This is a genomic window from Lolliginicoccus lacisalsi (assembly GCF_014841105.1).
Taxonomy (GTDB): domain Bacteria; phylum Actinomycetota; class Actinomycetes; order Mycobacteriales; family Mycobacteriaceae; genus Lolliginicoccus; species Lolliginicoccus lacisalsi.
The window spans coordinates 123,357-149,519 of the sequence record NZ_JACYWE010000004.1; the positions used below are offsets into that span (position 1 = coordinate 123,357).

Sequence of the window (26,163 nt, forward strand, 5' to 3'; positions counted from 1 at the left end):
TCAAGATGCCGCCGCTTCGAATCCGAGCTGGAGGTCGGCGATGATGTCCTCGATGCCCTCGATGCCCACGGCGAGCCGCACGAGGCCGGGGGTGACGCCAGCGGAAAGCTGCTCCTCGGGAGACAGCTGCGCGTGCGTCGTTGATGCGGGGTGGATGACGAGGGAGCGCACGTCACCGATGTTAGCGACATGGCTGTGGAGGACGAGCGCGTTGACGAACCGCTTGCCGGCCTCCACGCCGCCCTCGAGCTCGAAGGACAGCACCGCTCCGGGGCCCTTGGGCGCGAGCTTGCTGGCGCGCTCGTACCAGGGGGAAGCGGGCAGGCCGGAGTAGTGGACGGCGAGGACGTCGTCCCGGCTTGCGAGGTGTTCGGCTACGGCGCGAGCGTTCTGCACATGACGTTCAATGCGCAGGCTGAGGGTTTCTATTCCCTGCCCGATGAGGAACGCGTTGAACGGCGAGACCGCGGCACCGGTGTCGCGGAGCAGTGTCAGGCGGGCCTTGAGCGCGAAGGCGGGCGGGCCGAGGTCAGCGTAGACGAGGCCGTTGTAGGACGGGTCGGGAGTGGTGAACCCGGGGTACCGGCCGGACGTCCAATCGAAGGTGCCGCCGTCGACGATGACGCCCGCGACGGAGGTGCCGTGGCCGCCCAGGTACTTGGTGGCGGAGTGCACGACGATGTCAGCGCCGTGGGCGAGCGGCTGGATGAGATAGGGGGTGGCGACGGTGTTGTCGACGATCAGCGGGATCCCGTTGGCATGGGCGATGCCAGCGATGCCGTCGATGTCGAGGATCTCGCCCCTGGGGTTTGCGATCGTTTCCCCGAAGAACGCCTTGGTGTTGTCGCGCACGGCTGCCTGCCACTGGTCGAGATCGTCGGGGTCATCGACGAAGCTCACCGTGATGCCGAGCTTGGGCAGCGAGTAGTGGAACAGGTTGTAGGTGCCGCCATAGAGGCGCGGGCTGGAGACGATGTGGTCGCCAGCCTCGGCGAGGGTGAGGATCGCGTAGGTCTCGGCCGCCTGGCCGGAGGCGAGGAGCAGCGCGGCGGCACCGCCCTCGAGCGCGGCGATGCGCTGCTCGATCACGTCCTGGGTGGGGTTGATGATGCGCGTGTAGATATTGCCGGGCTCAGCGAGGCTGAACAGCGCCGCGGCGTGATCGGTGTCCCGGAAGGCGTACGAGGTGGTCTGGTAGATCGGGAGGGCGCGGGCGCCCGTTGTTGGATCGGGTGCCTGGCCGGCGTGGACCTGCTTGGTCTCGAAGCTCCAGCTTGCTGCTGCGTCGCTCATGGCGTGATCTCCTGGGAGTCGTGTCGGGGCAGCATCCCGGCCTCGGACTTGCGGGGATGCGGGGGGACGGCACGAATGGTCCGCGTGGAGCGCGGGAACTCACCTCGACGGTGGCCGCGGGGCCGGGCCCTGGGGCTCGCGCGACGGGTGGTGTTCCGTGGGCGGGGCGCGGTCCGGCGCGCCCTCAGGCTCTAGCGGTGGCTAGCGACATCGACTCATGGTGAACCTCCGTTGGTGACAATACCCGGTTCCCGGGCCCGTCCCAGCGGGCCCGCGCTTGCAGCGCGCGCGGTGCTTCGCGCGATGCCTGGTCATCACCCGGGGCACCCCACCGCGGAAGGAGGGTTGCCGAGCAGCCAGCCGGGGCTTGGCGCTGCTTCTCATGACCTGTTCCCGATAGTAGCGCCACTGGCGCCAAAGCGGGAATCGGGGGAGGGGGCCGGTCCTCGCGCGGCGCGCCGGGGCTAGGCTTGGGCCCAGCGTGGCGGGCCTTCCTGGCATGCGGGGCCCGAAGCATCCCTCGAGGGCCTACTCCAACCAGTACGCTTGTCATGTTTGCTGTGGGTGGGACGTGGACCCTCCCAGCACGATAGGTTTAATCCGATGAACCGTGATGCCTGAGCGCGGGCCGGATGCACTCACAAAGTGCGGCACGCGAGAGTCGCGCCAGGACCATTGCCGAGGAGGACGCGAACACCCATGTCCAAGATCAAGGTTGAGGGCACTGTCGTAGAGCTCGATGGCGACGAGATGACCCGTATCATCTGGCAGTTCATCAAGGACAAGCTGATCCATCCGTACCTCGATGTGAACCTCGAGTACTACGACCTCGGCATGGAGAATCGCGATGCCACGGATGACGAGGTCACCGTGGACGCCGCCAATGCGATCAAGAAGCACGGGGTAGGCGTCAAGTGCGCCACCATCACCCCGGACGAGGCGCGCATGGAGGAGTTCGGGCTCAAGAAGATGTGGCGGTCGCCCAACGGCACCATCCGCAACATCCTCGGGGGCACGATCTTTCGTGCCCCCATTATTATTTCCAACGTTCCGCGGCTCGTCCCGGGCTGGACGAAGCCGGTGGTCGTGGGGCGCCACGCGTTCGGCGACCAGTACCGCGCCACCGATTTCAAGGTGCACCAGGCCGGTACCGTCACGCTGACCTTCACGCCCGAGGACGGCAGCGAGCCCATCGTGCACGAGGTCGTCAAGATGCCCGAGGACGGCGGCGTCGTGCTCGGCATGTACAACTTCAAGAAGTCGATCCAGGATTTCGCGCGCGCCTCCCTGTCCTACGGGCTGCAGCAGAACTATCCGGTGTACCTGTCGACGAAGAACACGATCCTCAAGGCCTATGACGGCATGTTCAAGGATGAGTTCCAGCGTGTCTTCGAGGAAGAGTTCAAGTCCGAGTTCGACGCGGCCGGACTGACCTACGAGCATCGCTTGATCGACGACATGGTCGCCTCCGCCCTCAAATGGGAGGGTGGATACGTCTGGGCCTGCAAGAACTATGACGGCGATGTGCAGTCCGACACGGTCGCGCAGGGCTACGGCTCGCTCGGCCTGATGACCTCGGTGCTGATGACCCCGGACGGCAAGACCGTCGAGGCCGAAGCAGCGCATGGCACCGTCACCCGCCACTACCGGATGCACCAGCAGGGCAAGCCGACCTCCACGAACCCGATCGCCTCGATCTTCGCCTGGACGCGGGGGCTCGAGCACCGCGGCAAGCTCGACGACACCCCGGCCGTCGTGGAGTTCGCCCACAAGCTCGAGGACGTGGTCATCAAGACCGTCGAGAGCGGCCAGATGACCAAGGACCTCGCGGGCCTCGTGGGCGGCGAGCAGGGCTGGCTCACCACGGAGGAGTTCCTCGCGGCACTCGATGACAACCTCGCGGCCGCCCTCAAGGAGTAGCGGCGAGGACGGGCCGCGACGCTGCAACGGGCGCGGATCCGCGCTCCCCGGCGATTCTTCGATAGTGCCACGAATCCCTTTACGCCCGTGTTACTTTACGCCCACGGTTTTTATGGCACTAGCGGGGCGCAAGCCCCCGAATCGTGGAGGAATCTTGAAGATGAAGCGGACCGCAGCAGTTCTCGGGGCAGGCGCTCTCGCCTTTGCCGCGTCATGGGGCCCGGCTCTCGCCAGCCACAATGGGGCAGTCGTCACCACGGCTCCCGCGGGCGAATGCGGCGAGACGACGTTCGAGGCAACGATCAACGATGCCGCGGGCACGCACAAGAGCAACAACATGATGCTCGTGGTTAGCGCGGAGGGCAATACCCAGACCGCGCCCATCCCGGTCGACGGCTCCGCCGCCTCCATCACGGTCGGACCGTTCACCTCGGATACGACGACGATCAGCTACCGCGTGTTCGGCGGCGGCGAGCGCGACTACGATGATCCGGCGTGGACCGGCTACGGCACCGCCAACTTCGGTGCGGACATCGGTGCCTACGGTGATGAGAACGGCTACGACTGGGTTGTCTCTGGCCCGGATGATCCGAACCCGTTCACCACGTTCAACACGCTCGACGTCGAGGGCTGCCCCGGTGGCGGCATCGAGGTGTGCCTCGGTGGCGGAGTAGACGTGTTCGACTTCGACGCGGTGCTCGGCTGCCTCGAGGCGCAGCTCATGACGGACTTCGGCGGACTTTCCTAGCCCTGGACCAGCGTCCTAGCCCTGGACCAGCGTCCTAGTCCTGGACCAGCGCTGGCGATCCCCCTGGCAACCATGCCGGGGGGATCGTTTGCTGGTGCAGGGAGATGGTCGCCCGGCGTTCTCGGGCGCACGGCAGTGGTTGCGTTGCGCGATGGCGCCCCTGGCAGTAGTCGCCTGCCAGAGTCCTGGCGCGCTCGGGCGCACGGCAGTGGAAACTTTTCCCCACTGAGGCGGGAAAAGTTTCCACCGGCGCGGGGCAGCAAACCGGCGCGGGGCAGCAAACCAGCGCGGGGCAGCAAACCGGCGCGGACACGGCATTTCGGGCTGGGCAGGGGTAAGGCCGCTCACATTCGCGCTCGCGCGGGCATCAGCGCGGCCGTTGATGGTGTTGCGTGGTCTGGTGCCGGCGCGGGAGCATTGATCCTTTCGCGCCTCGCCACCTGCCCCCGCCCATCCGAGGCCGAACGCCGTCAGGAGAATGCCCGTGCCGCCGACCTCCACCCCGGTCGATCCGCGACAGGTCGCGGGCGGGCAAGCGCGGCGCCGCCATGTCCGGCTGGCGATGCTCGCGATGATGCTCGGCTCCTTCGGCATCGGCACCACCGAGTTCGTCGCCATGGGGCTGCTGCCCGAGATCGCGCGGTCGATGTCGGTGTCGGAGCCGCACGCGGGCAAGCTCATCAGCGCCTACGCGCTGGGTGTCGTGGTCGGCGCGCCTATCATCGCGATCGCCGCCTCGCGCGTGCCGCGCCGCGCGCTGCTCATCGGGCTGATGGTGGCGTTCACCCTCGGCAACGCCGCTACCGTGCTCGCGCCCACCTACGGCACGCTCATGGCAGCTCGGATCGTGGCCGGTCTCCCGCACGGCGCGTTCTTCGGCGTGGCAGCACTGGTGGCCGCGGGCCTCGCCGCCCCTGGAGCGCGTGCCCGGGCGGTCGCGCAGATCATGCTGGGACTGAGCATCGCCAACGTCATCGGCGTGCCCGTGGCGACAGCCCTGGGGCAGCACCTGGGGTGGCGCTCCGCCTTCGGCCTGGTGGTCCTGATCGGTGCCGCCGCAGTGCTGCTGATCGTTCGTTGGGTGCCCGACGTGCCGCTCATCGAGGGCGCGAGCCCGCTCGCGGAGCTCTCGGGCTTCCGCAACATCCGGATCTGGCTCGTGCTGCTCACCGGCATCGTCGGGTTCGGTGGCATGTTCGCCGTCTACACGTTCATCAGTTCCACCGTCACCGAGGAGATCGGGCTGCCACGCGCCGTGGTGCCGCTGGTACTGCTGCTCTACGGGGTGGGCATGGTGATCGGGAACTTTCTCGGCGGCGCGGTGGCCGATCGCGCGCTGGTGCCCGGCCTGTTCGGGTTGTTCACGCTGCTCGCGGTCGCGCTGGGGCTGTTCACCGTGACGAGCACCGTTGTGGTGCTCGCGGTATCGAACCTCGTCCTCATCGCGATTCTTGGCTCGGCGCTGGTCCCCGGCTTGCAGACGATGCTGATGGATGTGGCCGGCGATGCGCAGACCCTGGCGGCCACGGCGAACCACTCCGCGCTGAACATCGCCAATGGCCTGGGCGCGGCACTGGGAGGGGCGGTGCTCGCCGCGGGGCTGGGCTACACCGCCCCGGCCGCGGCGGGCGCTGTGCTGGCGGTAGCGGGCATCGGGGTGCTCGCGCTCGCGGTCCTGCTGCAACGCCGTGGTGGTTTCCCTCGGACGGGGTTGTCCGCTAGCGTGCGATGACGTGCCCGGGATCATCGTGAGTACCGTCAACGTCAATGGCGTGCGCGCCGCCGCCCGCAAGGGGCTGCTCGAGTGGCTGAGCAGCACCGAGGCGGGCATCGTGTGCCTGCAGGAGACGCGGGCCGACGACAAGCAGCTCGCCACGGCGCTCGCTCCGGTCCTGGATGAGGGATGGATGCTCACTTCGGCGGAGCCTGCCGCGAAGGGCCGCAATGGCGTGGCCGTGCTGTCGCGCACCGCGCCCGCGGAGGTGCGCATCGGGTTCGGCTCCGATGAGTTCGACGATGCCGGCCGCTACCTCGAGGCTGACTTCGAGCACGGCGGGCAGCCACTGACGGTGGCGAGCCTGTACCTGCCGTCGGGGGAGGCGAACACCCCGAAGCAGGACGAGAAGGATCGCTTCCTCGCCGAGTTCGGCGCGTTCCTCGCCGTGCGGGCACGCTCGGGCCGGGAGATGGTGGTGTGCGGCGATTGGAACAGCGCGCACGCCGAGGCGGACATCAAGAACTGGAAGGGCAACCTCAAGTCCTCGGGCTTCCTGCCGCACGAGCGGGAGTGGCTCACCGGCATCATTGGCGACGGGACGCCCTGGACCGATGTGGTGCGGGCGCTGCACCCCGGCGTGGAAGGCCCTTACTCATGGTGGTCCTACCGCGGCAAGGCTTTCGACAACGACGCGGGCTGGCGCATCGACTACCAGGTAGCTACGGGCGCGCTGGCGGATCGTGCAGCGGACGCGCGGGTGGAGCGGGCCGCCACGTACGATGCTCGATGGTCCGACCATGCCCCGGTCACTGTCCGCTACGCCGCCTAGCCCGATCCGATCCCCGAACTGGCCCGGTTCGATCCAGAAGGAAGACACCGCGATGACGTCCACCAATCCTGCTGTCCCGGCCCCTGGAGTTCAGGCCCCGAGCAGCAAGCCGCGCGTGCTCTCGGGAATCCAGCCGACGGCTGACTCGTTCCACCTCGGCAACTATCTTGGCGCGCTGCAGAACTGGGTGGCGATGCAGGATGACTTCGATTCGTTCTACTTCATCCCGGACATGCATGCCATTACCGTCCCGCATGACCCCGAGGCGCTGCGTGCCCGCACTCGCGTGGCCGCGGCCCAGTTGCTCGCGGTGGGCATCGATCCGGGCAAGTCGACCATCTTCGCGCAGAGCCAGGTTCCCGAGCATGCCCAGCTCGCCTGGGTGCTGATGTGCCTGACGGGGTTCGGCGAGGCGAGCCGGATGACGCAGTTCAAGGACAAGTCCGCCAAGCAGGGCTCGGAGTCGTCCAGCGTGGGGCTGTTCACCTATCCGATGCTGATGGCGGCGGACATCCTGCTGTACCAGGCGCAGTTCGTGCCGGTGGGGGAGGACCAGCGCCAGCATCTCGAGCTGACCCGGGATCTCGCGCAGCGCTTCAATAGTCGCTTCGGCGCGGCCTTCACCGTTCCGGATGCCTTCATCACCAAGGAATCCGCGAAGATCTATGACCTGCAGGACCCGACGTCGAAGATGAGCAAGTCGGGCCCGAGCCCGGCGGGGCTGATCAATCTGCTCGATGATCCGAAGGTGTCGGCGAAGAAGATCCGCTCGGCGGTCACCGATGCCGAGCGGGAGATCCGCTATGACCCTGCCGCGAAGGCTGGCGTGTCCAACTTGCTGGTGATCAATTCAGTGCTGTCGGGCCGGAGCATCGCGGAACTCGAACAGCACTTCGCCGGAAAGGGATACGGTGATCTCAAGGTCGATACCGCGGAGGTCCTCACGAGCTTCGTGGTGCCGCTGAAGGCGAAGGTCGATGGCTTCCTCGACGATCGGGCCGAGCTTGATCGCATCCTCGAGCTCGGGGCCGGCCGGGCCCGGTCGGTGGCCTCCGAGACGCTCGCGACCGTATACGACAAGATTGGGTTCCTCCCACCGAAGGGGTGACGGCAATGGCCGACCAGCCAGGATTCCTTGCCCGGCAGCGAGCCAAGCGTCCGTGGCTCGACCATCTCATCCGGGCGGCGATGCGATTCACCGAGCAGCACGGCGACTACTACGCAGCCGGTATCACCTACTTCAGCGTGCTAGCGCTGTTCCCGCTGCTGATGGTCGGGTTCGCCGGTGCCGGCTTCGTGCTCGCCGGTAACCTCGAGCTGCTCGACCAGGTGAAGAACCAGGTCTCCGAGTCGATCCCGGGCGGGATGGGCGAGCAGGTCAATGCGCTGATCGATCAGGCCATCGAGCAGCGCAATACCGTCGGCATCATCGGCATCATCATCGCCCTCTACTCGGGCCTCGGCTGGATCGGCAACCTGCGCAAGGCGCTCAGCGCGCAGTGGGCCCAGCCGATCCCCAAGGCGAACTTCCTCAAGACCAAGCTGGTGGACCTGGTCGCGATGATCACCCTCTTCCTCGCCTTCGCGCTCTCGATCGCCCTCAGCGCACTAGGCGGCAGCGGCCTGACCCGCTCGCTGCTCGCACTGGTGAACCTTGATGAAGCACCTGGCGTGGGGATCCTCGTGCGGGTCGTGTCGTTCGCAGTCGCCATCGCTGCGACCTGGTGGGTGTTCACCTGGGTCATCGCCCGCATGCCCCGGCAGCCGGTCGCGTTCGTGAGCGCCGCCCGCGCGGGCCTCATGGCAGCTCTGGTGTTCGCGGTGTTCAAGCAGGTCGGAGTGGCCTACTTGACCGGGGTTACGCAGAGCCCGGCCGGCGCGGTGTTCGGCCCGATCATTGGCATCCTGGTCTTCATCTTCACCACGTCCCGGTTCCTGCTCTTCGCTACGGCGTGGGCCGCCACCTCCGAGGAGAGCCTGGAGAAGGCCATCGTGGCGCCGCCGGATCCTGCGATCATCAACACCCCCGTGGTGATGCGCCAGGGCAGCCCGTTTGCCAGTGGCATCGTTGGGTTTGGCATCGGTGCGGCAGCAGTGCTGGGAGTCTCCGGCCTGCGCCGCAAGCCAGGTACGCCGCGCTCGTAGGACTTGCGCGCCACCGCTAGAGCGAGGCGCCGCTAGAGCGAGGCGCCGCGTCCAGTGCGCTGCCGGATGATGGCGGAGACGATTCCGATCGCGATGATCGCGCTGACGATGCCGACCACGAGGATCCTCGTTGGGAGGCTACCGGCATCAGGGTCCTGCGTGGTCGGTAGCGGTGCCGCGGCATCGCGCGGGGTGTCGTCGCTCTCGGGGGCGGCGGCGAGCTCGTCGAGGAAGCGTGCCGCGTCGAGGGAACCCACGGACTGGTCACGGGGCAGCTCGAACCCGTAGTCGAAGAGCGCGGCGATCTGCTGCCACACCTGTTGCGGCTCGTTATCGGCGCGCAGGATCGACAGGACAAGGCGCCGGCCGTCCTTCTCCGCTGCTCCGACGTAGGTCTGGCGGGCGGAGTCGGTGAATCCGTTCTTGCCACCGAGCGATGGCTCGTAGTACCAGTTCACGACGTTGTCGTTGCCGAGCGCGAAGCCGGGGCGGTCGAAGTCGCCGGGGATGGGGGGGTCGGCGGGGTAACCGGGGAAATCGACCTGGTTGGTGGTGATGGTGCGGGCGAACTCGGGCCTGCCCATGGCCTCGCGGAACAGCATGGCGAGGTCGTAGGCGGACGAGGACATGCCCGGCCCGTCGAGCCCGGAAGGGGTGGCCACGCGCGTGTCGAGGGCGCCGAGCTGCTGGGCGAGCGCGGTCATCTGCTGCGTGGTTGCCTCGGCTCCGCCGAGCTGGCGGGCGAAGGCGTTGGCGGCGTCGTTGCCCGAGGCGAGCAGGAGCGCTTCGAGGAGAAGCTGGTTGGTGTAGGTGCCACGGGGGCCGATGCCGGCGCGGCTGCCCTCGATATTGGCGTCCTCGAGGGTTCCGGTGATGGTGGCGGCGAGGTCGAGGTTGTCGAGGACCACGAGCGCGAGGAGGGTCTTGATGGTGCTGGCGGGCCGGTAGCGGCCGTGCGGGTCCTTGGCCGCGAGCACCTCTCCGGTGTCGAGGTCGGCGAGCAGCCAGCTCGCGGCGGAGATGTCACTCGGGGGTGGCGGCGCTCCGGGGAGCACGAGCAGGTCGCATGCGTCGAGCTGCGGGCCACCGATGGGAATCGCGGGAATGGGGAGCGGGCTGGGCTCCGGCTGGCCGGGGCGGGGTACTTCGGAGCTGTCCGCGGCGGGTCCCGGCGTGCGCCGATTGGGGCAATCGGCGGTGTCCGGCGTCGTGGAGGGTGGCGTGCTGGTGAGGGTCTCGCTCGTGGTGCCGTCCTGGGCTCGCGCGGGGGGGTGCGGGCCAGCGAGCAGGCCAAGCGTGGGCGCGACGATCAGCAATGTCGTCACGATGGCGAATGTGGCATGCGCTGGCGTCTTCATCGGGTCAAGACATTATTCGAGGTGCGGGGTTTTTCCGGGCATTTCGGGGCGGAAGTCGCTGGATGGATACGCGACAAGAGCGCATGCTGCTCGCATGCGCTCTTGTCGTCCCCCCATGATCGGCGGTCACTAACCCCCCAGTCATATGACCGCGATCACCGTGTGCCAATGACATTAAAGGACGGGTAAGAGAATGGGAAGCACTCTTGTTCGCGCAATGTTTGCGCAGAGGGTTTTCGCAATCTGGACGCGTAGGATAGTCCCAGGTGGGGGTTGCGCATGTGGGTGTGCGCGCCACCTCGTGGACACTCGGGATGTGACCGAGATCTCTCTTATGCTTCCCACAGGAAGCAGGGAGAGCCCCCGCCGCGTCGTTCGCGGACTAGTGGCGCGAGGTCAGCGCCGCGATATCCCCGACGATGATGCTCTGATACGTATCCATCGCAGCATCGACATCCACGAACTGGTCCCCGATCTCGTGGGTGTTCTGCACCGAGAGCTCCCGCAGGCCCGAGCGCGAGATCAGGTCATCGATCTTGCCATCGAGGCTGCGGGCCCGCCGCACCGTGTTGATCGTGCGCAGCTTGTACTCGGCCTGCGTCAACAGGTCCCCGATGCGCGCGAGCGCGGCCACCCGCTCCACGAGCTGCTCCCACACCGGCACCAGCGCCTCGAACCGTTCCCGGATATGGTCCTGCGCCGCGGCGTTCGATGTGCGATCCAGCGCGTTGAGCTCCGTCACGATCATCCGCAGCGCCGCGGTATCCACCGCGATCTGCGTCAGCTCCTCCCCGAGATCGAGCTGCCCCCGCTGGAGCGTGAAATGCTCCGAGTGCCACGCGGACGAGTTGCTGATGCGGTCATACAGCGATCCGGCGAGGTACAGCAACGTGTCATACCGATCCGTGAACTGTCCCGGATCCGGGACGAACGTGGGCATCCGGGGGCCGGCGGCCCGACCCAGCAGGAACCGGCGCGTGCCCTCCGAGATCTGCGCGAGCACCTCCGCGGCATGGCCGAGCGGACGGGTGAACTGCTCCACCTGGTCTGGGCTGGCCGCCATCGGCGCAGGCGTGCGGCGCAGCGCATCAAACAGCGCTTCCCGCTGCTCGACCGAGAGATGCACGCCATCGCGCTTGTCGCGCCGCACCGCGCGCGCGTTGCGCGGGAAATGCTTGTCGGAGAAGACGAACTCGTTCTGCTTGACCTGCAACAGGTGCCCTAGCTCGCCCGCCCGGACTCCGAGCAGGGAGCGCGACACGCCCAGGTTGGCGGCGTGGAACCGCGCGACAGCGCGGGCATGCTCGTCCGATAGCGCACGCAGCTCCGCGTAGCCGCCGATGTCGGGCAGGTCCCGGTCAGCCCGCCGCCGGGCGATCAGCACCTCCCGGATCTCCTCGTCCACGTAGCCCATCGCGATGAGCAGCGCGGACTCGTCCGACAGGTCGGGATGAGCGCCCTCGATCTCCTCCTCGGCGATGAACGATTGCTCGCTCCAGAGCCGGACCTGCTGGGTTATGCGATCGCGTCGCTGATCCACCGATTCGGCAGCATGCTCGACGAGCGAGAACGAGCCTGGATCGCCACCGTGGTAGGCGTCATCGCTGGCATGGCGGGACATGGAACCTCCTTGGACGCGGCAACGCCTCCATTTTCCTCGCGAACACGGCGCGAGCGCGAGGAATGTGAACCCAAACATACCGGCAGCCCCGCTGGGGCTCGCCAGGACCGCCCTGGTGCGATACGTTCGCGATCGTGAACACTTGGCGAGCATCGCGCCCCTGCTGGCACGTGCTCGGGCTGCTGCTCCTCATGCCGACGCTGCTCCTGGGCGTGGCCGCGGGCGCGGAGCCGCTCGATGACCCGATCGCTGAGCTGCCACCCGACCAGCGCCCCCGATGGTCGGGGCTCGACGCGCGCGCCTTCAGCGGGCACGTGCCTGATGCCCCGGGCGCCGTCATCGCCGCCACCCCGTTGGACCCGGCCCTCGTGCCGACCGGGGCGGGCGCCGCGCACCGGGTGCTGCACGCCACCACGGATCTGTGGGGAAATCCCGCACCGAGCACCGCCGCGATCTACCTGCCGGAGGGGGATCCGCCGCCCGGGGGCTGGCGGGCCCTCGCGCACGCCCATGGCACCTTCGGCCTCGGTGACCATTGCGCGCCCTCCGCCCGCCCGCTGCCCGACGCGCTCTCCGCCGCGTACACGATGCTCCTCGACGAGGGCTATGCGGTGATCGTCTCGGACTACCAGGGCCTCGGCACGCCTGGAGAACATGCCTATCTGCATGGCCCGACCGCGGCGCGCAACGTGCTGGACTCGGTGCGGGCAGCGCGCGGGCTCGAGCTGCCGATCACGGCGGAGTGGGCGGTGCTGGGGCATTCCCAGGGCGGGCAGGTAGCCCTGCACGTCGAGCACGAGGCCCGCGCGATGGCGCCGGACCTGCTGCCCGCATTGCGGGGAGCGGTGGCGATCGCCCCGAGCGTCAACGTCGCCGATCTCGCGCCGCTGGTCACGCCCGCCCTGCCTGGGGTGCTGCCCGCGGGCCTCTCGACTTTTGGGGTGCTCGCCATCGCGGCCATGGACACCGCCTACCCGGAGCTGTCGGTGACCGAAGCGCTGACGCCGCTGGGCGAGGAGGCGCTCGAGGTTGCCCGCACGCGGTGCACGAAGCCGGTCTCCCGGCTGCTCGAGGGCAGGACGGCGCAGGATCTGCTCGTCCGCCCCCTCGCCGACGTGCCAGGGGCGATGGACGCGGCGCGCGAGTACCTATCGACCCCGGTGCGCGGCTACGACCGTCCCGTGCTGATCGTGCAGGGGCTCGCCGATACCGCTGTGCCCGCGCCCATGGTGCTGGCGTACGCGGCTGAGCTATCGAGCAATGGCGAGACGCCGGAGCTGCACCTCGAGCCCCATGCTGATCACCTGACGGTGCTGGCGTTCTCGCGCTCCGAGGTGCTGGCATTCCTTGACGCCGCCTGGTCCTGAGGATCCGTCGTCGTGGCCTCATCCGGGCCCAGCGGCACGAGGAGCTCGACGATCGTCCCATGCCCCGGCTCGCTGTCGATCCGGGCGCTGCCACCATGCTCGGCGAGCCGGGCGGTGATCGATTGCGTGATGCCGAAACCTGGGGGAGTGGCTGCCTGGTCGAAACCCGCGCCGCGGTCGACGATGCGGAGCGCGATGGCCCCCTCGTCGACGGTGACGGTGATCCATGCGTCCGCGGACCCGGAGTGCTTGGCCACGTTGTTCAAGGCCTCGCCGGTGGCCCCGCAGAGTGCGTCGACGACATCGGGGGGCAAGGCGGCGGGGAAAGCATCGTGCTGGTAGCGCACGCGAAGGCCAAGGGTCTCGGCGCGGCGGATCGTGTCGGTGAGGTTCGTGGCAAGGCTACTGCCCGCGGTGTCGGCGTCGGTGCTGATGAGGCGGCGGATGTAGTCGGCCTCCGCCGCGCATCGCGAACGCACGTCAGCCCCGCGGTGATCCAGCCCTCCGCGGGCGATCGCGGTGAGCGTGGTGAGGACGGTGTCGTGGAGCCTGCGATGCTGGTCGAGTCGTTCCTCCAGGCGGGCCTGGGCGGCAGCCTCGGTCGCCTTGAGCTCAGCCTGCTGCTGGGTGAGCTGGTCGAGCTTGCGGGCCTGCGCCACAAGGTAGTGGCGGATGAAGTAGAAGACGAGCGCGAACCACACATAGCCATTGAGGATGCTCGCGAACTCGTCGACCGGGGGCTCGAAACCGTCGGCGGCCAGGGTGGTGCTGCCCAGCCGGACCGCGACGATGGTGAGCCAGGCAACGAGGAACTGGCGCAGGGGCAGGGCTGCTGCGACGAGAGCGACGGTGCCCATCGCGAGGCGCCCGGACCAGTTCATGCCGCTGTATACCTGCTCGGGCCACGAATTGAAGCTGGTGGCGATCAGGAGCGCGCTCATGATGACGACGTCGATCCAGACGATGCGCGGAGGGATCCAATGCTTGCGCCGCACGATGCCGACGAGCGTGACGTTCCAGGCCACGGCAATGAGCACGAGCATGGCATTGGTGGCGGGATGCCGGTAGGTGTGGGCGGGATGCACGAGCAGCACCCCGATGATCACGATGAGGTAGGCGGCCCGCTGGAACAGCAGCACGATGGAAAGCAGCAGCAGGGCACGTTCCTCGCTGGACCGCAGGGAACTGCCGCTGCGCATGGTCAACCTCCTGTGATGTGGCCCACGTCGGGTAAGTTCATCATGCTGGATACGCGAGCAAGTCTATAGATGGGGGACGCAATGATCCGAGTGGCATTCATCGACGATGACCGCATGCTGCTCGACGGTATCGGGTCGTGGCTGGCCGGGAGCAACGCGCTGACCGTGGTGGCCAAGGCGCACACGGTGGCGGAGTTCCTCGAGTCCCTGTCCGTGGAGGTCGATGTAGTGGTGCTCGATCTCTTCCTCGCGGACGGCTCCGATCCCGCGGACAATGTAGCCAATCTGGTCGAGGCCGGGCACAAGGTACTGGTCGTGAGCGTGACGCCGCAGGCCACTCACGGCATCGACGTGGTCCGCGCGGGCGCCTCGGGATACCTGACCAAGGACAACGACCTCGCCACCCTCACCTCGGCGATCGAAGTGGTGGCCGCGGGGGAGATGGCGTACTCGCCGGAACTGGCGTTCGCGTGGGCGCGCGACGACCGTCCCTCCAAGCCACGGCTGTCCCCGCAGGAGCGCGCGGTACTGCTCGACTACGCCACCGGATTGACCCTGGAGGTGGCCGCGCGCCGGGCCGGGGTCAAGACCTCCACCGCGAAGTCCTACCTCGATCGCGTTAAGATGAAATACGCCCAGGTAGGGCGCCCCGCGACCACCAAGCTCGATCTAGCGACTCGCGTGCGCGAGGACGGCCTGCACCGGGACGCGCGCTCCGGCTCGGAGTAACGACCGCCTGGCCGACCGCCGCGGCGATCAGAACCCGGCGCGCTCGAGCTCGGTATCCCACGCCTCGATGAGGTCCTGGCCCTGCACGCCTGATTCGACGAGCGTGCTGTAAGCGCGGAGCAGGTCGTCCTGGCGGGCTTCGTAGCGGCGCTGGAAGTCCTCCTTGTCCTGTCGCCAGTATCCGATGACGGTCATGCGCGCGTTGGGCAGGCCGCGGTCGCGCCGCAGGTGCTTGCGGATCGCGCGCGTCGTGGATGCTTCCGCTGCTACCCACACATGGGTGTCGTCGGGGAGGGGGCCGAGCTCGCGCACCGCATCGGCGAGGCGCGAGGGCGCGTGGCCGAGCCCGCTGCCGACGAGCCAGGTGGCGCTTGAGCTGTGCGGTATCGCGAGGTACTGCTCGTCCTCGGAAACAGGGACCTCAAAGATGACGTCGACGCGGGTCCCCGGCGGTGCTTCCTCGATGATCCGGGCAGCGGCGGGCAGGCCCGTGGCGTCGGCCACCAGGAGGTAGCGGCTCGTGCCGGGCAGGGGAGCGAACCATCCGTCCGCGTCGGAGAGGCCGACGAGATCGCCGGGGCGCGCCCGCGTCGCCCAGGCCGAGGCGACCCCGCCCTCGTGGACGACGAAGTCGATGTCGATCTCGCCGCGATCGGGCCGCGCGCGGCGCACGGTGTAGCTGCGTCCCTCGGGAATGTCGTCGGGGTCGGCGAACTCCCAGGCTCCGTCGGTGACGGTGGGGCGCTGTGGCTCGCGCGTGCCGGGGTTGGGGAAGTAGACGCCGAGGCGCTCGTCGGGCTTGCCGGTCGAGGCGAACCCCGCGAGGCCTCGCCCGCCCAGCGTCACGCGCACCATGCTCGGTGTGACCTGTCGTGCCTCGATGACCTCGCCCAGGTGGAATCCTTCTCCCCGTGCCACATTGCCCCCTCGATCTAGTAGGTAAACCTAACCTACCTCGCGGGCGCAACGGTTGTCATCACTCGTCGTGCAGATGACGCAGCGCATCCTCGATGCCCCGGTGGAAAGTCGGATACGCCCAGATCATCCCCCGCAGCGCCGCAACGGGCACCCGCGCATGCACCGCCACCGCGAGCGCGCCCAGCACCTCGCCGCCATGCGGTCCGACGGACGTGGCGCCCACCAGCACGCCGGCATCCGCGTCCTCGATCAGCTTGATCACGCCCTCGTTGCCAGACTTGTGGATCCAGCCCCGCGCCGTCGACGGCACCCGCGCCACGCCCACGCGCAGGCGCAAGCCCTGCTCGCGGGCCTGCTGCTCGGTCAGCCCCACCGCTGCCGACTCGGGATCGGTGAACGTCACCCGCGGCACCGCGTGGTACTCGGCTGGCCGAGGACCTTGCCCCAGGATGTCCTGGATCACGATCCCCGCCTGGTACATCGACATGTGGGTGAACGCGCCCTTGCCCGTGACGTCACCGAGCGCCCACACGCCCTCGGTCACGCGCAACGTTCCATCCGTCGGCAGGTACCGTGACCCCGGATCGACGCCGATGGAGGCCGCCCCGAGCTCATCGAGCCTCGTCGTGCGCCCGGCCGCCACCAGCAGGCGCTCCGCGGTGACCATCCGATCGGGGAGCGAGATCGTGAAGACCGAGCCGTCATGCGACACCTCCTGGGCAGGAGCGCCCGCGCAGATCGACACGCCATCACGCTCGAGCGCCTGCGCCACGATGCGGCTAGCCTCCGGCTCGTCCGCGGCAAGGATGCGATCCGCGGCCTCGATCACCGTCACTTCCGAGCCGAAGCGCGCGAATGCCTGCGCGAGCTCCACTCCGATGGCGCCGCCACCGAGGATCGCGAGCGAACGGGGCGGCTCCTCCACCGCGAAGATGTCCCGATTCGTCCAGAACGGTGTTTCCGCGAGCCCCGGGATCGGCGGTACCGCCGGCGCTGTACCCGTAGCGATGACCACGGCCTTGCGCGCGGTCAGCGGCACGCCTCCGACCTGCACGGCATCCGTACCCACCAGCGTGCCTGTGCCTCGGATGAACCGACCGCCCTTGCTCTCGAACCGTTCCACCGCGACGCGGTCATCCCAGTAGTCCGTCGCTTCCTCGCGGATCCGCAGGGCCACCGGTCCCAGGTCCGGCTCCACGCTGCTCGAGCCAGCGAGATCATTCACTCGCCGCGCCTCGGACAGCGCATTGGCAGCCCGGATGAGCATCTTGCTCGGAATGCACCCGTAGTAGGGGCATTCGCCACCCACGAGCCGCTCATCGATGCCCACCACATCGAGGCCGGCGTCGGCAAGGGTTCCCGCGACAGATTCGCCGCCGGGCCCCATGCCCAGCACGATCACGTCCGCCTCGCGAGTGCTCGTCGCGTCGTTCACGGCGTTGTCCTGGGGCATCACGGCCACCTCTCGTCGTCGGGCATCCCGCGAGGAACCGGGGCGGGACGCACCTTCCCTCGGGCCCAGGATCTCAAGCCACGCGCCCCGCCCGCTCCCGATCAGCGATACTCGGGGTTCTCGAAATCGAACCGGCAGCCCGCTTCCCACTCGGTGCGCTGATTGCCGTAGGCGGGAACCCCGCCCTGATCGGTCCGCATCCGGGCGAAATGCAGCAAGTTCCACGTCATGAACGTGGTGTTCTTGTTGGTGAAGTCATTCTCGGGGCCGCCCGAGCCCTCATCGAGATACGACGGACCGGGACCGGCCTCGCCCACCCATGCCGCATCGGCCTGCGGCGGAATCGTGTACCCCACATGCTGCAACGAGTACAGCGTGTTCATCGCGCAATGCTTCGCGCCGTCCTCGTTGCCGGTGATCAAGCACCCACCGACCCGCCCGTAGTAGAGATACTGGCCGGCATCGTTGAGCAGTCCCGAGCACGCGTAGAGCCGCTCATGGATCTTCTTCATCTCGGAACTGTTGTCACCCAGCCAGATCGGGCCCGCCAGCACGAGGATGTGCGCGGCCTTGACCTTCTCGAACAACTCCGGCCACTCATCGGTCGACCAGCCATGCTCCGTCATGTCCGGGTACACGCCCGGCGGGATCACATGATCCACCGACCGGAACTGCTCCACCGTCACGCCCTGCTTGCGCATGATCCCGGCGCTGATATCGATCAAGCCCTGCGTATGGCTCTTCTCGGGCGACGGCTTCAACGTGCAATTGATGAACAATGCCCGCAGATCGCTGTAGTCCGCGGGCGGCCTCGTATGTTCCTGGTCTGCCATGAAACCAGCATCGCACCGCCCGGTGGTCCGTGCGAGGGCATTGTCACCCACTTGCCAAAGCCTGGCCGGCAAACCGCTAGCAGCGTCCTTCCGCAGCGTCGATGGCAGCCCGCTCGCACGCCTCCCGCTCCTCCTCGGACATCGACTCCCACGTCTCGATCTCGGCAGCGTCGTCGGGGGCATCCTCGCCCGCGGCCTCGAGCGCTGCATCGACGAGGTCAGTGAAGTCCTCCTGGGCGAATCGCACGAACTCTTCGGCCTCGGCACGCCGATCCATCTCGCCCATGTCGAGCTCCCGGTACGTCTCCTCGATCTGCGCCAGGTAGGTGTTCACCTCCGCGCAGACCTCGTTGTAAGTCGCGTCGGCCTCCGGGCTGGACGAGCCGGACGAGCACGATGCGATCAGGAACGCGGCAGCCACCCCCGCGATCATCGCGCGGGGCGGGGCGATCACGGGGCGGAGCGAGGAAGGAAGGGTGCTCACTGCTGCCATTCTTCCCGACCGCGGCAGGCCCATGCAGGAGAACACCGCAACCGGGAACGCGTCCGCGCCGTGCCACGGAAGGGCCAGGAGGGTGTGCAATCCTGGGAAGCATCCGGCATCCCGCGGCAGAACAGGAAACCCAGCGTTGAACAGGCGTCACCTCCTGAGGCTCGGCGGCGGAGCGCTCGTCGTCGGAGCCGCGGCCAGCCTCAGCGTGCTCACGAGCCGGGGAGCCTCGGAGGCGGCGAACCTCCTGCCCGCGCTCGTGCGCAGCGACCGGCCACTCCCGCCCCGCTTCGTTGTCCCCCTGCCGCGCCCCGCGCAGCGCACCGGCAGCAGCGTGTCGTTAGTCCAGCGCATCGCCGAGCAGGAGATCATCCCCGGCACCCGCACTCGCATCACCGGCTACAACGGAACCTTTCCCGGCCCCACCATCCGCGCACACCGCGGCCAGCCCGTCACGGTGCGCGTCCGCAACGAGCTCGACATTGGCACCGTCACCCACCTGCACGGCGGACGCATGCCACCCGAGCAGGACGGATATCCCACCGACCTGCTGCTTCCCGCTTCCGGCCGCACGCCGAAGGCCATCGAGTCCGGCCTCGCCATGCCCGGTCGCACCACCCTCGCCGAGCGCGACTACGCCTATCCCATGGACCAGCGCGCCGCCACGCTCTGGTACCACGATCACGCCATGGACTTCACCGGGCCCAACGTCTACGCCGGGCTCGCCGGGGCCTGCATCATCAGCGACGACGAGGAACGCGCCCACCCGCTGCCCGAGGCCGACCGCGACCTCGAGCTTGTCCTCGCCGACCGATCCTTCGACGCCGACGCCCAGTTCGCCTACCCCGCGCTCGCCCCCGACCAGGCCTATCCCGGCGTGCACCCGCTCTACCTCGCCGGAGTGCTCGGCGACACCATCCTCGTCAACGGCGCCCCGTGGCCCGTGCACGAGGTCTCCGCTGGCCGCTACCGGCTCCGCTGGATCAACGCCTCCAATGCTCGTGCCTATCGGCTCGAGCTGGAGCCTGGTGGCGAGCTCACCCAGATCGGCAGCGACGGCGGCCTCCTCGAGCGTCCCGTCCGCCGCCGCGTCATCACCATCGCCCCCGGCGAGCGCATCGACACGACCCTCGACTTCAGCGCCTACCCCGACGGCAGCCGCGTCACCATCCGCAACACCTTCGGCTTCGGCAGCACCGACGCCGTGATGCAGTTCCACGTCGTGCGCCGCATCAAGGACGAGACGCACATCCCTGACCGGCTGAGCACCGTGCCCGCGCTGCGGCGCGAGGACGCCGTCCGCACCCGCGACTTCTTCCTCGCCCTCGAGCTCGGCGCCGGCCACCACCACGGCGCCGCCCCCCGCCCGACCGGATTCCTCCCGCACCGCTGGACCATCAACGGCCTCACCGTCGACACCGAGCGCGACTGGGCCACCCCCCAGTTCGGCGACGTCGAGATCTGGCGCTTCACTGGCGTCGCCGCCCACCCCGTGCACATGCACCTCGTTGCGTTCCAGGTGCTCAGCCGCAACGGCGGCCCCATCCGGCCCGGTGATATCGGCTGGAAGGACACCGTCGATCTCGGCCCGCTCGAGACCCTGGAGGTCATCACGCGGTTCGATGGATTCCGCGGCCGCTACGTCATGCACTGCCACAACCTCGAGCACGAGGACATGGCCATGATGGCCAACTTCACCGTCGTCTAGAGGCTGCTTGCGGGCTGGTCCCCGTTGTTTCCCAAGCGATCCCGATGGATCGCGCTCGATAGCGGCCGCCGCGAGCGCCAGCCGTGCCGCTCGAGGTCCGGGACCTCATGCAGGTGCGTGACCGGCCCCACGCAGAGCCAGGCGATCGGCCGCACCGGGGGTTTGGCCCCAACGAAGCGCGCGAGGAAATCCTCCCCGTAGAACGACACCCAGCCCAGCCCCAGGCCCTCAGCGGTGGCCGCCAGCCAGATGTTCTGGATCGCCAGCACCGCCGAGAACAGGCCGGTGTCCTCGACGGTGTGCCGGCCGAGCACGTGCGCGCCGCCGCGGTCCGGGTCATAGGTGACCGCGATCCCGGTGCCGCTCTCCCGGATGCCCTCGATCTTGATGCGGTCGAAAACCGACCGGCGCTCGGCGTCCAGTCCCGCGGCGAACGCGTCCCGCCGCTCTGCCACGTGCTCCGCGAACGCATCGAGCCGCGCCCGGTCCTGGATGACCACGAAGTCCCACGGCTGCGTGTTGCCCACGCTCGGCGCGCGATGACCCGCCTCGAGGATGCGGGCCAGCACTGCCTCGTCGACGGTGTCGCCGGTGAACTCCGCGCGAACGTCACGGCGGGCGGCGATGGTCTCGTACAGGGGGAGGGGTGCTGGCATGCAGGTATTCGATCATGCGCGGGGGCTCGGGGTGCGAGTGGCGCGGGGTTGCGGCTGCGAGTGGCGCGGGGTTGCGGCGGCGAGTGGCGCGAGGTTGCGGCGGCGAGTGGCGCGGGGTTGCGGCTGCGAGTGGAAACTTTTCCCGCTGAACGGGGGAAAAGTTTCCACTGGCCGGGCCGGGCCAGGCCGGGCCAGGCCGAGCCGGGCCGGGCCGGGCCGGGCCGGGCCGGGGCGGGCCGAGCCGGTGCACGGAAATAGGACGCGCAAGGCCAGGCCCGGTCGAGCGGCGAGCGCGAATGCCCCTCCCGGAGTGTCAGTTTCGTCGCGGGCGGATCACGATTCGATGGTATTGCGTCGTGTTGTGGCGCACATCGCGCCGCTATGCCTCAATCTAAAGTGCAGGTAGAGGGTTGATCAGGTTTTTGCAGCTCAGCGTCGTGCCTGAGATCACAGTAGTTAACACACGTAACAGTGCAACACTGGTTTCACACGGCAGGGCAGCCTGGCCGGAACCACCACGCAGAACAGCCCAGCAACACCCCCGCCCGACTCGGGTGGGCCGAAGGGAGAACCCAATGAACGCTCGTCGATTCGCCGCCGGAATCACAGCAGGCACCGCCGCGCTGGCACTCGGCGCGGCAGGCGCAGCACAGGCCGCCGTCATCGCGAACTCGCCCGAGGTCGTTCCCGCGGTGATCGTCGATCCGCAAGGCAACAGCCAGGTGGAGCCCGAGTCCATCATCATCACCCCGGCCGACGCGAACAACGCCGTCAACTTCATCACCTGGCTTGTGTGGAACGACAACGTCGCCGTGGGCACGGGCGTCGAGCAGATCAACAACTGCCAGCCCACTTGCGCCGAGGGCACCGTCTTCTCGACCCCCGTCGTGATCGTGCTCGACGATGCGACGGAGGCCGAGGAGGGCGAGGACCGCGAGTTCACCGAGATCCGCATCTCGGGCGTGCAGGGCGAGCGCACCCTCGACCTCACTTCCGTCGAGGTCCTGCCGCTCCCCGTCCCGGAGGAAGACGCACCCGAGGACGAGGCGCCGGTCGAGGAGCCTGAGGTCACCACCCCGGTCGAGGAGCCTGCTGTCGAGGAGGAAGCCCCCGCCGTGGAAGCCCCCGCTGAAGAGGCTGCCGCTGAGGGATCGGCCGACGACGCGATCGCCCCCGAGGAGGAGGCAGCCGTCACCGCCGCTGCCGAGGTCGAGGCCGCTGGTGGCAACCTCTCCCCCGAGCAGGTGCAGACCATCATCGAGGCCGCCAAGGCTGCTGCGGAAGCCGCCGCCTCCGATGCCGATGTCGACGCCGAGGCAAGCGTGACCGTCGAGGGCGACGACGCCTGATCCACCGACACCAAGCGAGGGGCCCGACCAGCACCACGGTCGGGCCCCTCTGCTATTCAGCGCATCGGCGCGCGGCCCAGCTATCGGGGCCAAAGACCTCGTAGTCCGGCTAGCGCGCCGCGAGTGGAAATTTTTCCCGCGCCAGGGGGGATTTGTTTCCACTGGCGGGGCGGAGCGGCAGCGCCGGCCCTCCAGCCTCGAAGCCAGCCTCGAAGCCAGCCTGCGCCAGCACCCTGCCTAGCCCTGGCGGCCGAGCAGCACCGCGGTGAGCAGCGCCTCGACAGTGGGGGCGAGGCCCGCTAGCTGGCTGAGCGCGTCGCGCTCGGCGGCGTCGAGGATGAGCTCGCTGATCGCGCCGACGAGGGCGAGGGCCATCTCGTGCGTGAGAGCGGACATGGCGGGGTTGCGCTGGCTGCCGCGCAGGGTGATCTCCTGGAGGAGGGTGGCCAGCATGTGCTGGGTCTCGCGGCGGGCTTGCCGGGGGCGATCCCCGGCGGCGGCCATCTCGACGAAGTAGACGCGGGCTTCCGAGGGGTGTTGCTGGAGGGCGGCGAGCAGCGCGGCGACGGTTCCGGTGATGCGTTCTGCCGAGGTGGTGCCGCGCTGCGAGGCATCGGATAGCTTCCTCGCGAGGGCGGCGCTGAACGCGTGGTGGCACGCGAGGAGGCAGTCCTCCTTGTCGGTGAAGTGCTCGTAGAAGGTGCGGCGCGAGACATGCGCGCGGCCAACGACATCGGTGATCGTGGTGGCGCTGAATCCTTTCTCGGCCACGGAGTCGGCCAGCGCGTCGAGCAGGCGTGCGCGCGCGGGGCTGGTCACGCTCTCGATGGGCGGGGTGGTGCTCATGGGGCTCCTCGTGGCTCGGGTCCTGCGGTAGGTGATCGTACTCGTGGCTTGGCGCGGCGGAGGGTCTGCCCCGCGGGCTGCGCCACCTGCATCGAAGGGGTGTGACAAACACCACTTGTCAAGCGGTACTGTGCCGTACCATACTGGTGACTAGTTGGTACGGAGTAGTACCACCGCTTGCGGCCTCGACACCGCCGTCGTGCAACACCCAAGCCAGGCCCACCAAGCCTGGCGCCGCAGCCAAGAACCCTGAAGCCAGAACCTCGACCAAGGAGCAATCCCATGGCCACTCTCGCCCCCGCCACCTTCCTCGCCTTCACCCAGCCCGCCGACCTGCTTGTGCAGAGCCTCGTCGCTCCTGCCCGCGGCGCACTGTCGCCGGTAGCGCGCGCTCCCCGCCAGGCCGCCACGGCAATGGGCAGCTCCCTGCGCTCGCGCCGTCCGAGCACCACCGGCCCGCTGCACGATCGCCGGATCGTCATTACCGGCGCGTCATCCGGGATCGGCGCCGCGGCCGCGCACCAGATCGCCGCGAACGGCGGCACCGTCCTCCTCGTCGCTCGCAGCCTCGACAAGCTGCTCGAGGTGAAGGACAGCATCGAGGCCGAGGGTGGCACCGCGTTCGCCTACCCATGCGACATCACCGACAGTGACGCCGTGGAGCGACTCATCGAGCAGATCGTCCACGAGCACGGCACCATCGACATGCTGGTCAACAATGCCGGCCGCTCCATCCGTCGCTCGATCGCCCTCTCGCACGACCGGTTCCATGACTTCGAGCGCACCATGTCGCTCAACTACTTCGCCGCGATCCGTCTCATCCTCGGCCTGCTGCCGCACATGAAGGCCAACGCGTTCGGCCATATCGTCAACATCTCGTCCATCGGCGTGCAGACCAGCGCTCCCCGCTTCTCCGCCTATGTCGCATCCAAGGCCGCGCTCGACGCGTTCAGCGACGTGGTCGCCACCGAGACCCTCGGCAGTGGCGTCACCTTCACCACCATCCACATGCCGCTCGTGCGCACCCCGATGATCGCGCCCACCACCATGTACGACGCGTTCCCGACCCTCAGCCCCGAGGAGGCCGCCAACCTCGTGGTCCGCGCGCTCGTCAAGCGGCCCGTCGAGATCGGCACGCCCGTCGGGACCTTCGGCGAGCTCATGCATGCCCTCGCGCCCAAGATCACCGACCGCATCCTGCACCAGGCCTACAAGGCGTTCCCTGACTCCCTGGCCGCGCAAGGCGAGCGCAACCCGGGCGAGAAGGCCCCGGAGAACAACACCAAGAGCACCGGCCCGGGCCTCTCGCGCCGCACCCTGCTGCTCGCTCGTGCCTCCCGCCTCGCCCGCACCCAGCCCCTCTCGGGCACAGCCACCGCCATGATGCGGCTGCTGCCCGGCATCCACTGGTGAACACCCACCACAACACGAAGGACACGAGCTTCATGAAGAACATCAACGGCAAGACCGTCCTGATCACCGGCGCCGCCATGGGTATGGGAGCCCTCCACGCCCACCGCGCCCTTGTCGAGGGAGCGGCCACGCTCATCCTCTGGGACATCAACGAGCAGGCGCTCGAGAAGACCGCCCGGGAACTGCGCGAGCTCGGCGCGACCGTCCACGCCCAGATCGTCGATGTCTCCGATGCGGATGCCATCGCGGCCGCCGCGCAGCAGGTGCGCGACGAGATCGGCACCGTGCATATCCTCATCAACAATGCCGGCATCGTGCGCGGCAACTCGTACTTCTGGGAGACGCCCAGCGCCGGCGACACCACGCTCACCATGGCCATCAACGCGGTGGCGCCCATGCTGATCACCCGCGAGTTCCTGCCGGGCATGGTCGCGACCACCGAGGAATGCCGCGTCATCAACGTCGCCTCCGCGGCCGGGCTCACCGCGAACCCCCGCATGGCCGCCTACTGCGGATCCAAATGGGCGGCGGTCGGCTGGTCGGACTCGGTGCGCCTCGAGCTCGAGCAGGCCGGGCACCGGCACATCAAGGTCACCACGGTGTGCCCGTACTACATCAGCACCGGCATGTTCGACGGCGCCCGGCCCGCCCCGCTGCTGCCCATCCTTGAGCCCCAGCATGTCGTTGACCAGGCGTGGAAGCACTCCAAGGCGGGCTCGCCGTTCGTGATCCTGCCGCGCGCGGTCGTGCTCAGCGAGGTCGTCAAGGGCATCGTTCCCACCTCCGTCCGCGACTTCCTCGCCGGGCGCGTGCTCGGCATCCACAAGACCATGGACGACTTCGTCGGCCGTCGCTGACCAACCCCGCCAGGAGAACACCATGACCATCCTCGCCCCTCGCCCCATCCACTCGCTGCGGCCACGCATCGCCGCCCAGCCGACCGCTCCCGTCCTCCACGTCGCCACGGCTCCGCGCGAGCCCGCGCTCGACGTGCCGGGCCACGCCCAGTCCCGCGTCGAGGGACGTCGCCTGCCCTGGCCGTTGCCCCTGACGATGCGCGAGCCCAGCACCCGCCGCTGGGTCCACGAGCTGCTGCCGCACGCCATCGTCGCGGCCAGCCGCGCGGCGGACGGCGCCCCCGTCCACCTCGTCGGCCGCGACATCGCTGGCCAGCGGGCATTGGTGTGCGCGGCGGAGTTCCCGCACCTGCCGATCGCCTCGATCACCGTGCTCGCCGGCACGCTCGACGATGCGGCCCTGCCCGGGCGCCAGCACGCGGGTCACACGCACCTGGGTGACCGTTGCCTCGACCTCGCGCGCATCGCCGTGCCCGTCGCGTTCCTGCTCCCGCCCGGAACCGCCTGGACCCCGGCGCTGCTCGATCTCGACGCCCGGGCCCGCGCCGCGCTGCCCGCCTCCACCCACGTCAGCGTCAGCGCCGGCGCGGAGGACGCACTGCCGCGTTTCCTCCGCGAGGCCGAAGCGATCCGAGCCCTGCGCTTCGACCGAAACCCCACCAGCGCGGAGCGCCGCGCCGCCATCCGATCCCTCATCACCACCACCTAGGAGCC

The 26,163-nt window shown here is 68.7% G+C and carries 23 protein-coding genes and 1 riboswitch; of the genes, 13 read left to right on the forward strand and 10 right to left on the reverse strand.

The genetic code is table 11. The features are described from left to right. Positions 1-1,293: a bifunctional o-acetylhomoserine/o-acetylserine sulfhydrylase gene (locus tag HT102_RS08380; protein WP_192038970.1), complete on the reverse strand. Its 1,293-nt coding sequence runs from the start codon at positions 1,291-1,293 to the stop codon at positions 1-3. 268 nt (positions 1,294-1,561) lie between these two features. Further along, positions 1,562-1,681, reverse strand: a riboswitch (SAM riboswitch). A 311-nt stretch (positions 1,682-1,992) separates the two neighbouring features. Here HT102_RS08380 and HT102_RS08385 point away from each other — a divergent pair. The 6 genes from HT102_RS08385 (at position 1,993) to yhjD (ending at position 8,652) form a co-directional block, all read left to right on the forward strand. Beyond that, the gene (locus HT102_RS08385; RefSeq protein WP_192038971.1) at positions 1,993-3,213 is read left to right on the forward strand and encodes an NADP-dependent isocitrate dehydrogenase; all 1,221 of its coding nucleotides are present in this window, start codon (positions 1,993-1,995) and stop codon (positions 3,211-3,213) included. A gap of 160 nt (positions 3,214-3,373) precedes the next feature. Next, positions 3,374-3,961, forward strand: a complete 588-nt coding sequence (locus HT102_RS08390; protein ID WP_192038972.1) for a hypothetical protein — start codon at positions 3,374-3,376, stop codon at positions 3,959-3,961. 478 nt (positions 3,962-4,439) lie between these two features. Beyond that, positions 4,440-5,693, forward strand: a complete 1,254-nt coding sequence (locus tag HT102_RS08395; RefSeq protein WP_408611332.1) for an MFS transporter — start codon at positions 4,440-4,442, stop codon at positions 5,691-5,693. Between the two features lies 1 nt (position 5,694). Continuing rightward, on the forward strand, positions 5,695-6,507 hold the full coding sequence (locus HT102_RS08400) for an exodeoxyribonuclease III (protein WP_192038973.1): 813 nt from the start codon (positions 5,695-5,697) through the stop codon (positions 6,505-6,507). 52 nt (positions 6,508-6,559) lie between these two features. Then, entirely contained in the window at positions 6,560-7,615 is a 1,056-nt protein-coding gene (gene trpS, locus HT102_RS08405) for a tryptophan--tRNA ligase (RefSeq protein ID WP_192038974.1), read from the forward strand. A 5-nt stretch (positions 7,616-7,620) separates the two neighbouring features. Continuing rightward, entirely contained in the window at positions 7,621-8,652 is a 1,032-nt protein-coding gene (gene yhjD, locus HT102_RS08410; RefSeq protein WP_192038975.1) for an inner membrane protein YhjD, read from the forward strand. Between the two features lie 32 nt (positions 8,653-8,684). Here the strand turns inward: yhjD and HT102_RS08415 are convergent, their stop codons facing one another. Continuing rightward, positions 8,685-9,977: a D-alanyl-D-alanine carboxypeptidase family protein gene (locus tag HT102_RS08415; RefSeq protein WP_333473347.1), complete on the reverse strand. Its 1,293-nt coding sequence runs from the start codon at positions 9,975-9,977 to the stop codon at positions 8,685-8,687. 415 nt (positions 9,978-10,392) lie between these two features. After that, positions 10,393-11,631 carry a hypothetical protein gene (locus HT102_RS08420; protein WP_225443415.1) on the reverse strand — a complete coding sequence of 413 codons (1,239 nt, stop codon included), beginning with the start codon at positions 11,629-11,631 and terminating at the stop codon, positions 10,393-10,395. Positions 11,632-11,765: 134 nt separating this feature from the next. On the opposite strand from HT102_RS08420, the gene HT102_RS16290 reads away from it, so the two are divergent. Further along, positions 11,766-12,998, forward strand: coding sequence for a lipase family protein (locus tag HT102_RS16290; protein WP_192038977.1), 1,233 nt, complete (start codon positions 11,766-11,768; stop codon positions 12,996-12,998). Here HT102_RS16290 and HT102_RS08430 read toward each other — a convergent pair. After that, positions 12,932-14,197, reverse strand: coding sequence for a sensor histidine kinase (locus HT102_RS08430; protein WP_192038978.1), 1,266 nt, complete (start codon positions 14,195-14,197; stop codon positions 12,932-12,934). The genes HT102_RS16290 and HT102_RS08430 overlap by 67 nt on opposite strands. Positions 14,198-14,278: 81 nt before the next feature. Here HT102_RS08430 and HT102_RS08435 point away from each other — a divergent pair, with 81 nt between their 5' ends. Further along, positions 14,279-14,926 (forward strand): response regulator, encoded by a 648-nt coding sequence (locus HT102_RS08435; protein WP_192038979.1) that lies wholly within the window; start codon positions 14,279-14,281, stop codon positions 14,924-14,926. A gap of 27 nt (positions 14,927-14,953) precedes the next feature. Here HT102_RS08435 and HT102_RS08440 read toward each other — a convergent pair whose 3' ends face one another. From HT102_RS08440 to HT102_RS08455, 4 genes are all read right to left on the reverse strand, one after another. Next, complete coding sequence (locus HT102_RS08440) at positions 14,954-15,844, reverse strand: siderophore-interacting protein (RefSeq protein WP_192038980.1); 891 nt, start codon at positions 15,842-15,844, stop codon at positions 14,954-14,956. 58 nt (positions 15,845-15,902) lie between these two features. After that, the gene (locus tag HT102_RS08445; RefSeq protein WP_192038981.1) at positions 15,903-17,297 is read right to left on the reverse strand and encodes a dihydrolipoyl dehydrogenase family protein; all 1,395 of its coding nucleotides are present in this window, start codon (positions 17,295-17,297) and stop codon (positions 15,903-15,905) included. Positions 17,298-17,398: 101 nt separating this feature from the next. Next, positions 17,399-18,130, reverse strand: a complete 732-nt coding sequence (locus HT102_RS08450; protein ID WP_192038982.1) for a flavodoxin family protein — start codon at positions 18,128-18,130, stop codon at positions 17,399-17,401. 76 nt (positions 18,131-18,206) lie between these two features. Continuing rightward, a complete protein-coding gene (locus tag HT102_RS08455) occupies positions 18,207-18,614 on the reverse strand; it encodes a hypothetical protein (protein WP_192038983.1) in 408 nt (135 codons plus the stop codon). A gap of 145 nt (positions 18,615-18,759) precedes the next feature. Between HT102_RS08455 and HT102_RS08460 the strand changes: the two genes are divergently transcribed. Continuing rightward, entirely contained in the window at positions 18,760-20,328 is a 1,569-nt protein-coding gene (locus tag HT102_RS08460; protein ID WP_225443416.1) for a multicopper oxidase family protein, read from the forward strand. On the opposite strand, the gene bluB is transcribed toward HT102_RS08460, so the two are convergent. Then, positions 20,325-20,984 carry a 5,6-dimethylbenzimidazole synthase gene (gene bluB, locus HT102_RS08465; protein ID WP_192038984.1) on the reverse strand — a complete coding sequence of 220 codons (660 nt, stop codon included), beginning with the start codon at positions 20,982-20,984 and terminating at the stop codon, positions 20,325-20,327. The genes HT102_RS08460 and bluB overlap by 4 nt on opposite strands. A gap of 575 nt (positions 20,985-21,559) precedes the next feature. Between bluB and HT102_RS08470 the strand changes: the two genes are divergently transcribed. Beyond that, complete coding sequence (locus HT102_RS08470) at positions 21,560-22,333, forward strand: hypothetical protein (RefSeq protein WP_192038985.1); 774 nt, start codon at positions 21,560-21,562, stop codon at positions 22,331-22,333. 237 nt (positions 22,334-22,570) lie between these two features. On the opposite strand, the gene HT102_RS08475 is transcribed toward HT102_RS08470, so the two are convergent. Continuing rightward, positions 22,571-23,179, reverse strand: a complete 609-nt coding sequence (locus HT102_RS08475) for a TetR/AcrR family transcriptional regulator (protein ID WP_192038986.1) — start codon at positions 23,177-23,179, stop codon at positions 22,571-22,573. Positions 23,180-23,461: 282 nt separating this feature from the next. Between HT102_RS08475 and HT102_RS08480 the strand changes: the two genes are divergently transcribed. From HT102_RS08480 to HT102_RS08490, 3 genes are read left to right on the forward strand one after another with little or no spacing between them, the layout of a single operon-like run. Then, positions 23,462-24,592: an SDR family NAD(P)-dependent oxidoreductase gene (locus HT102_RS08480; RefSeq protein WP_192038987.1), complete on the forward strand. Its 1,131-nt coding sequence runs from the start codon at positions 23,462-23,464 to the stop codon at positions 24,590-24,592. Continuing rightward, on the forward strand, positions 24,589-25,449 hold the full coding sequence (locus HT102_RS08485; protein ID WP_333473348.1) for an SDR family NAD(P)-dependent oxidoreductase: 861 nt from the start codon (positions 24,589-24,591) through the stop codon (positions 25,447-25,449). The genes HT102_RS08480 and HT102_RS08485 overlap by 4 nt, the downstream gene beginning before the upstream one ends. A gap of 22 nt (positions 25,450-25,471) precedes the next feature. Next, a complete protein-coding gene (locus HT102_RS08490) occupies positions 25,472-26,158 on the forward strand; it encodes a hypothetical protein (protein WP_192038988.1) in 687 nt (228 codons plus the stop codon). The last annotated feature ends 5 nt before the right edge of the window (positions 26,159-26,163 follow it).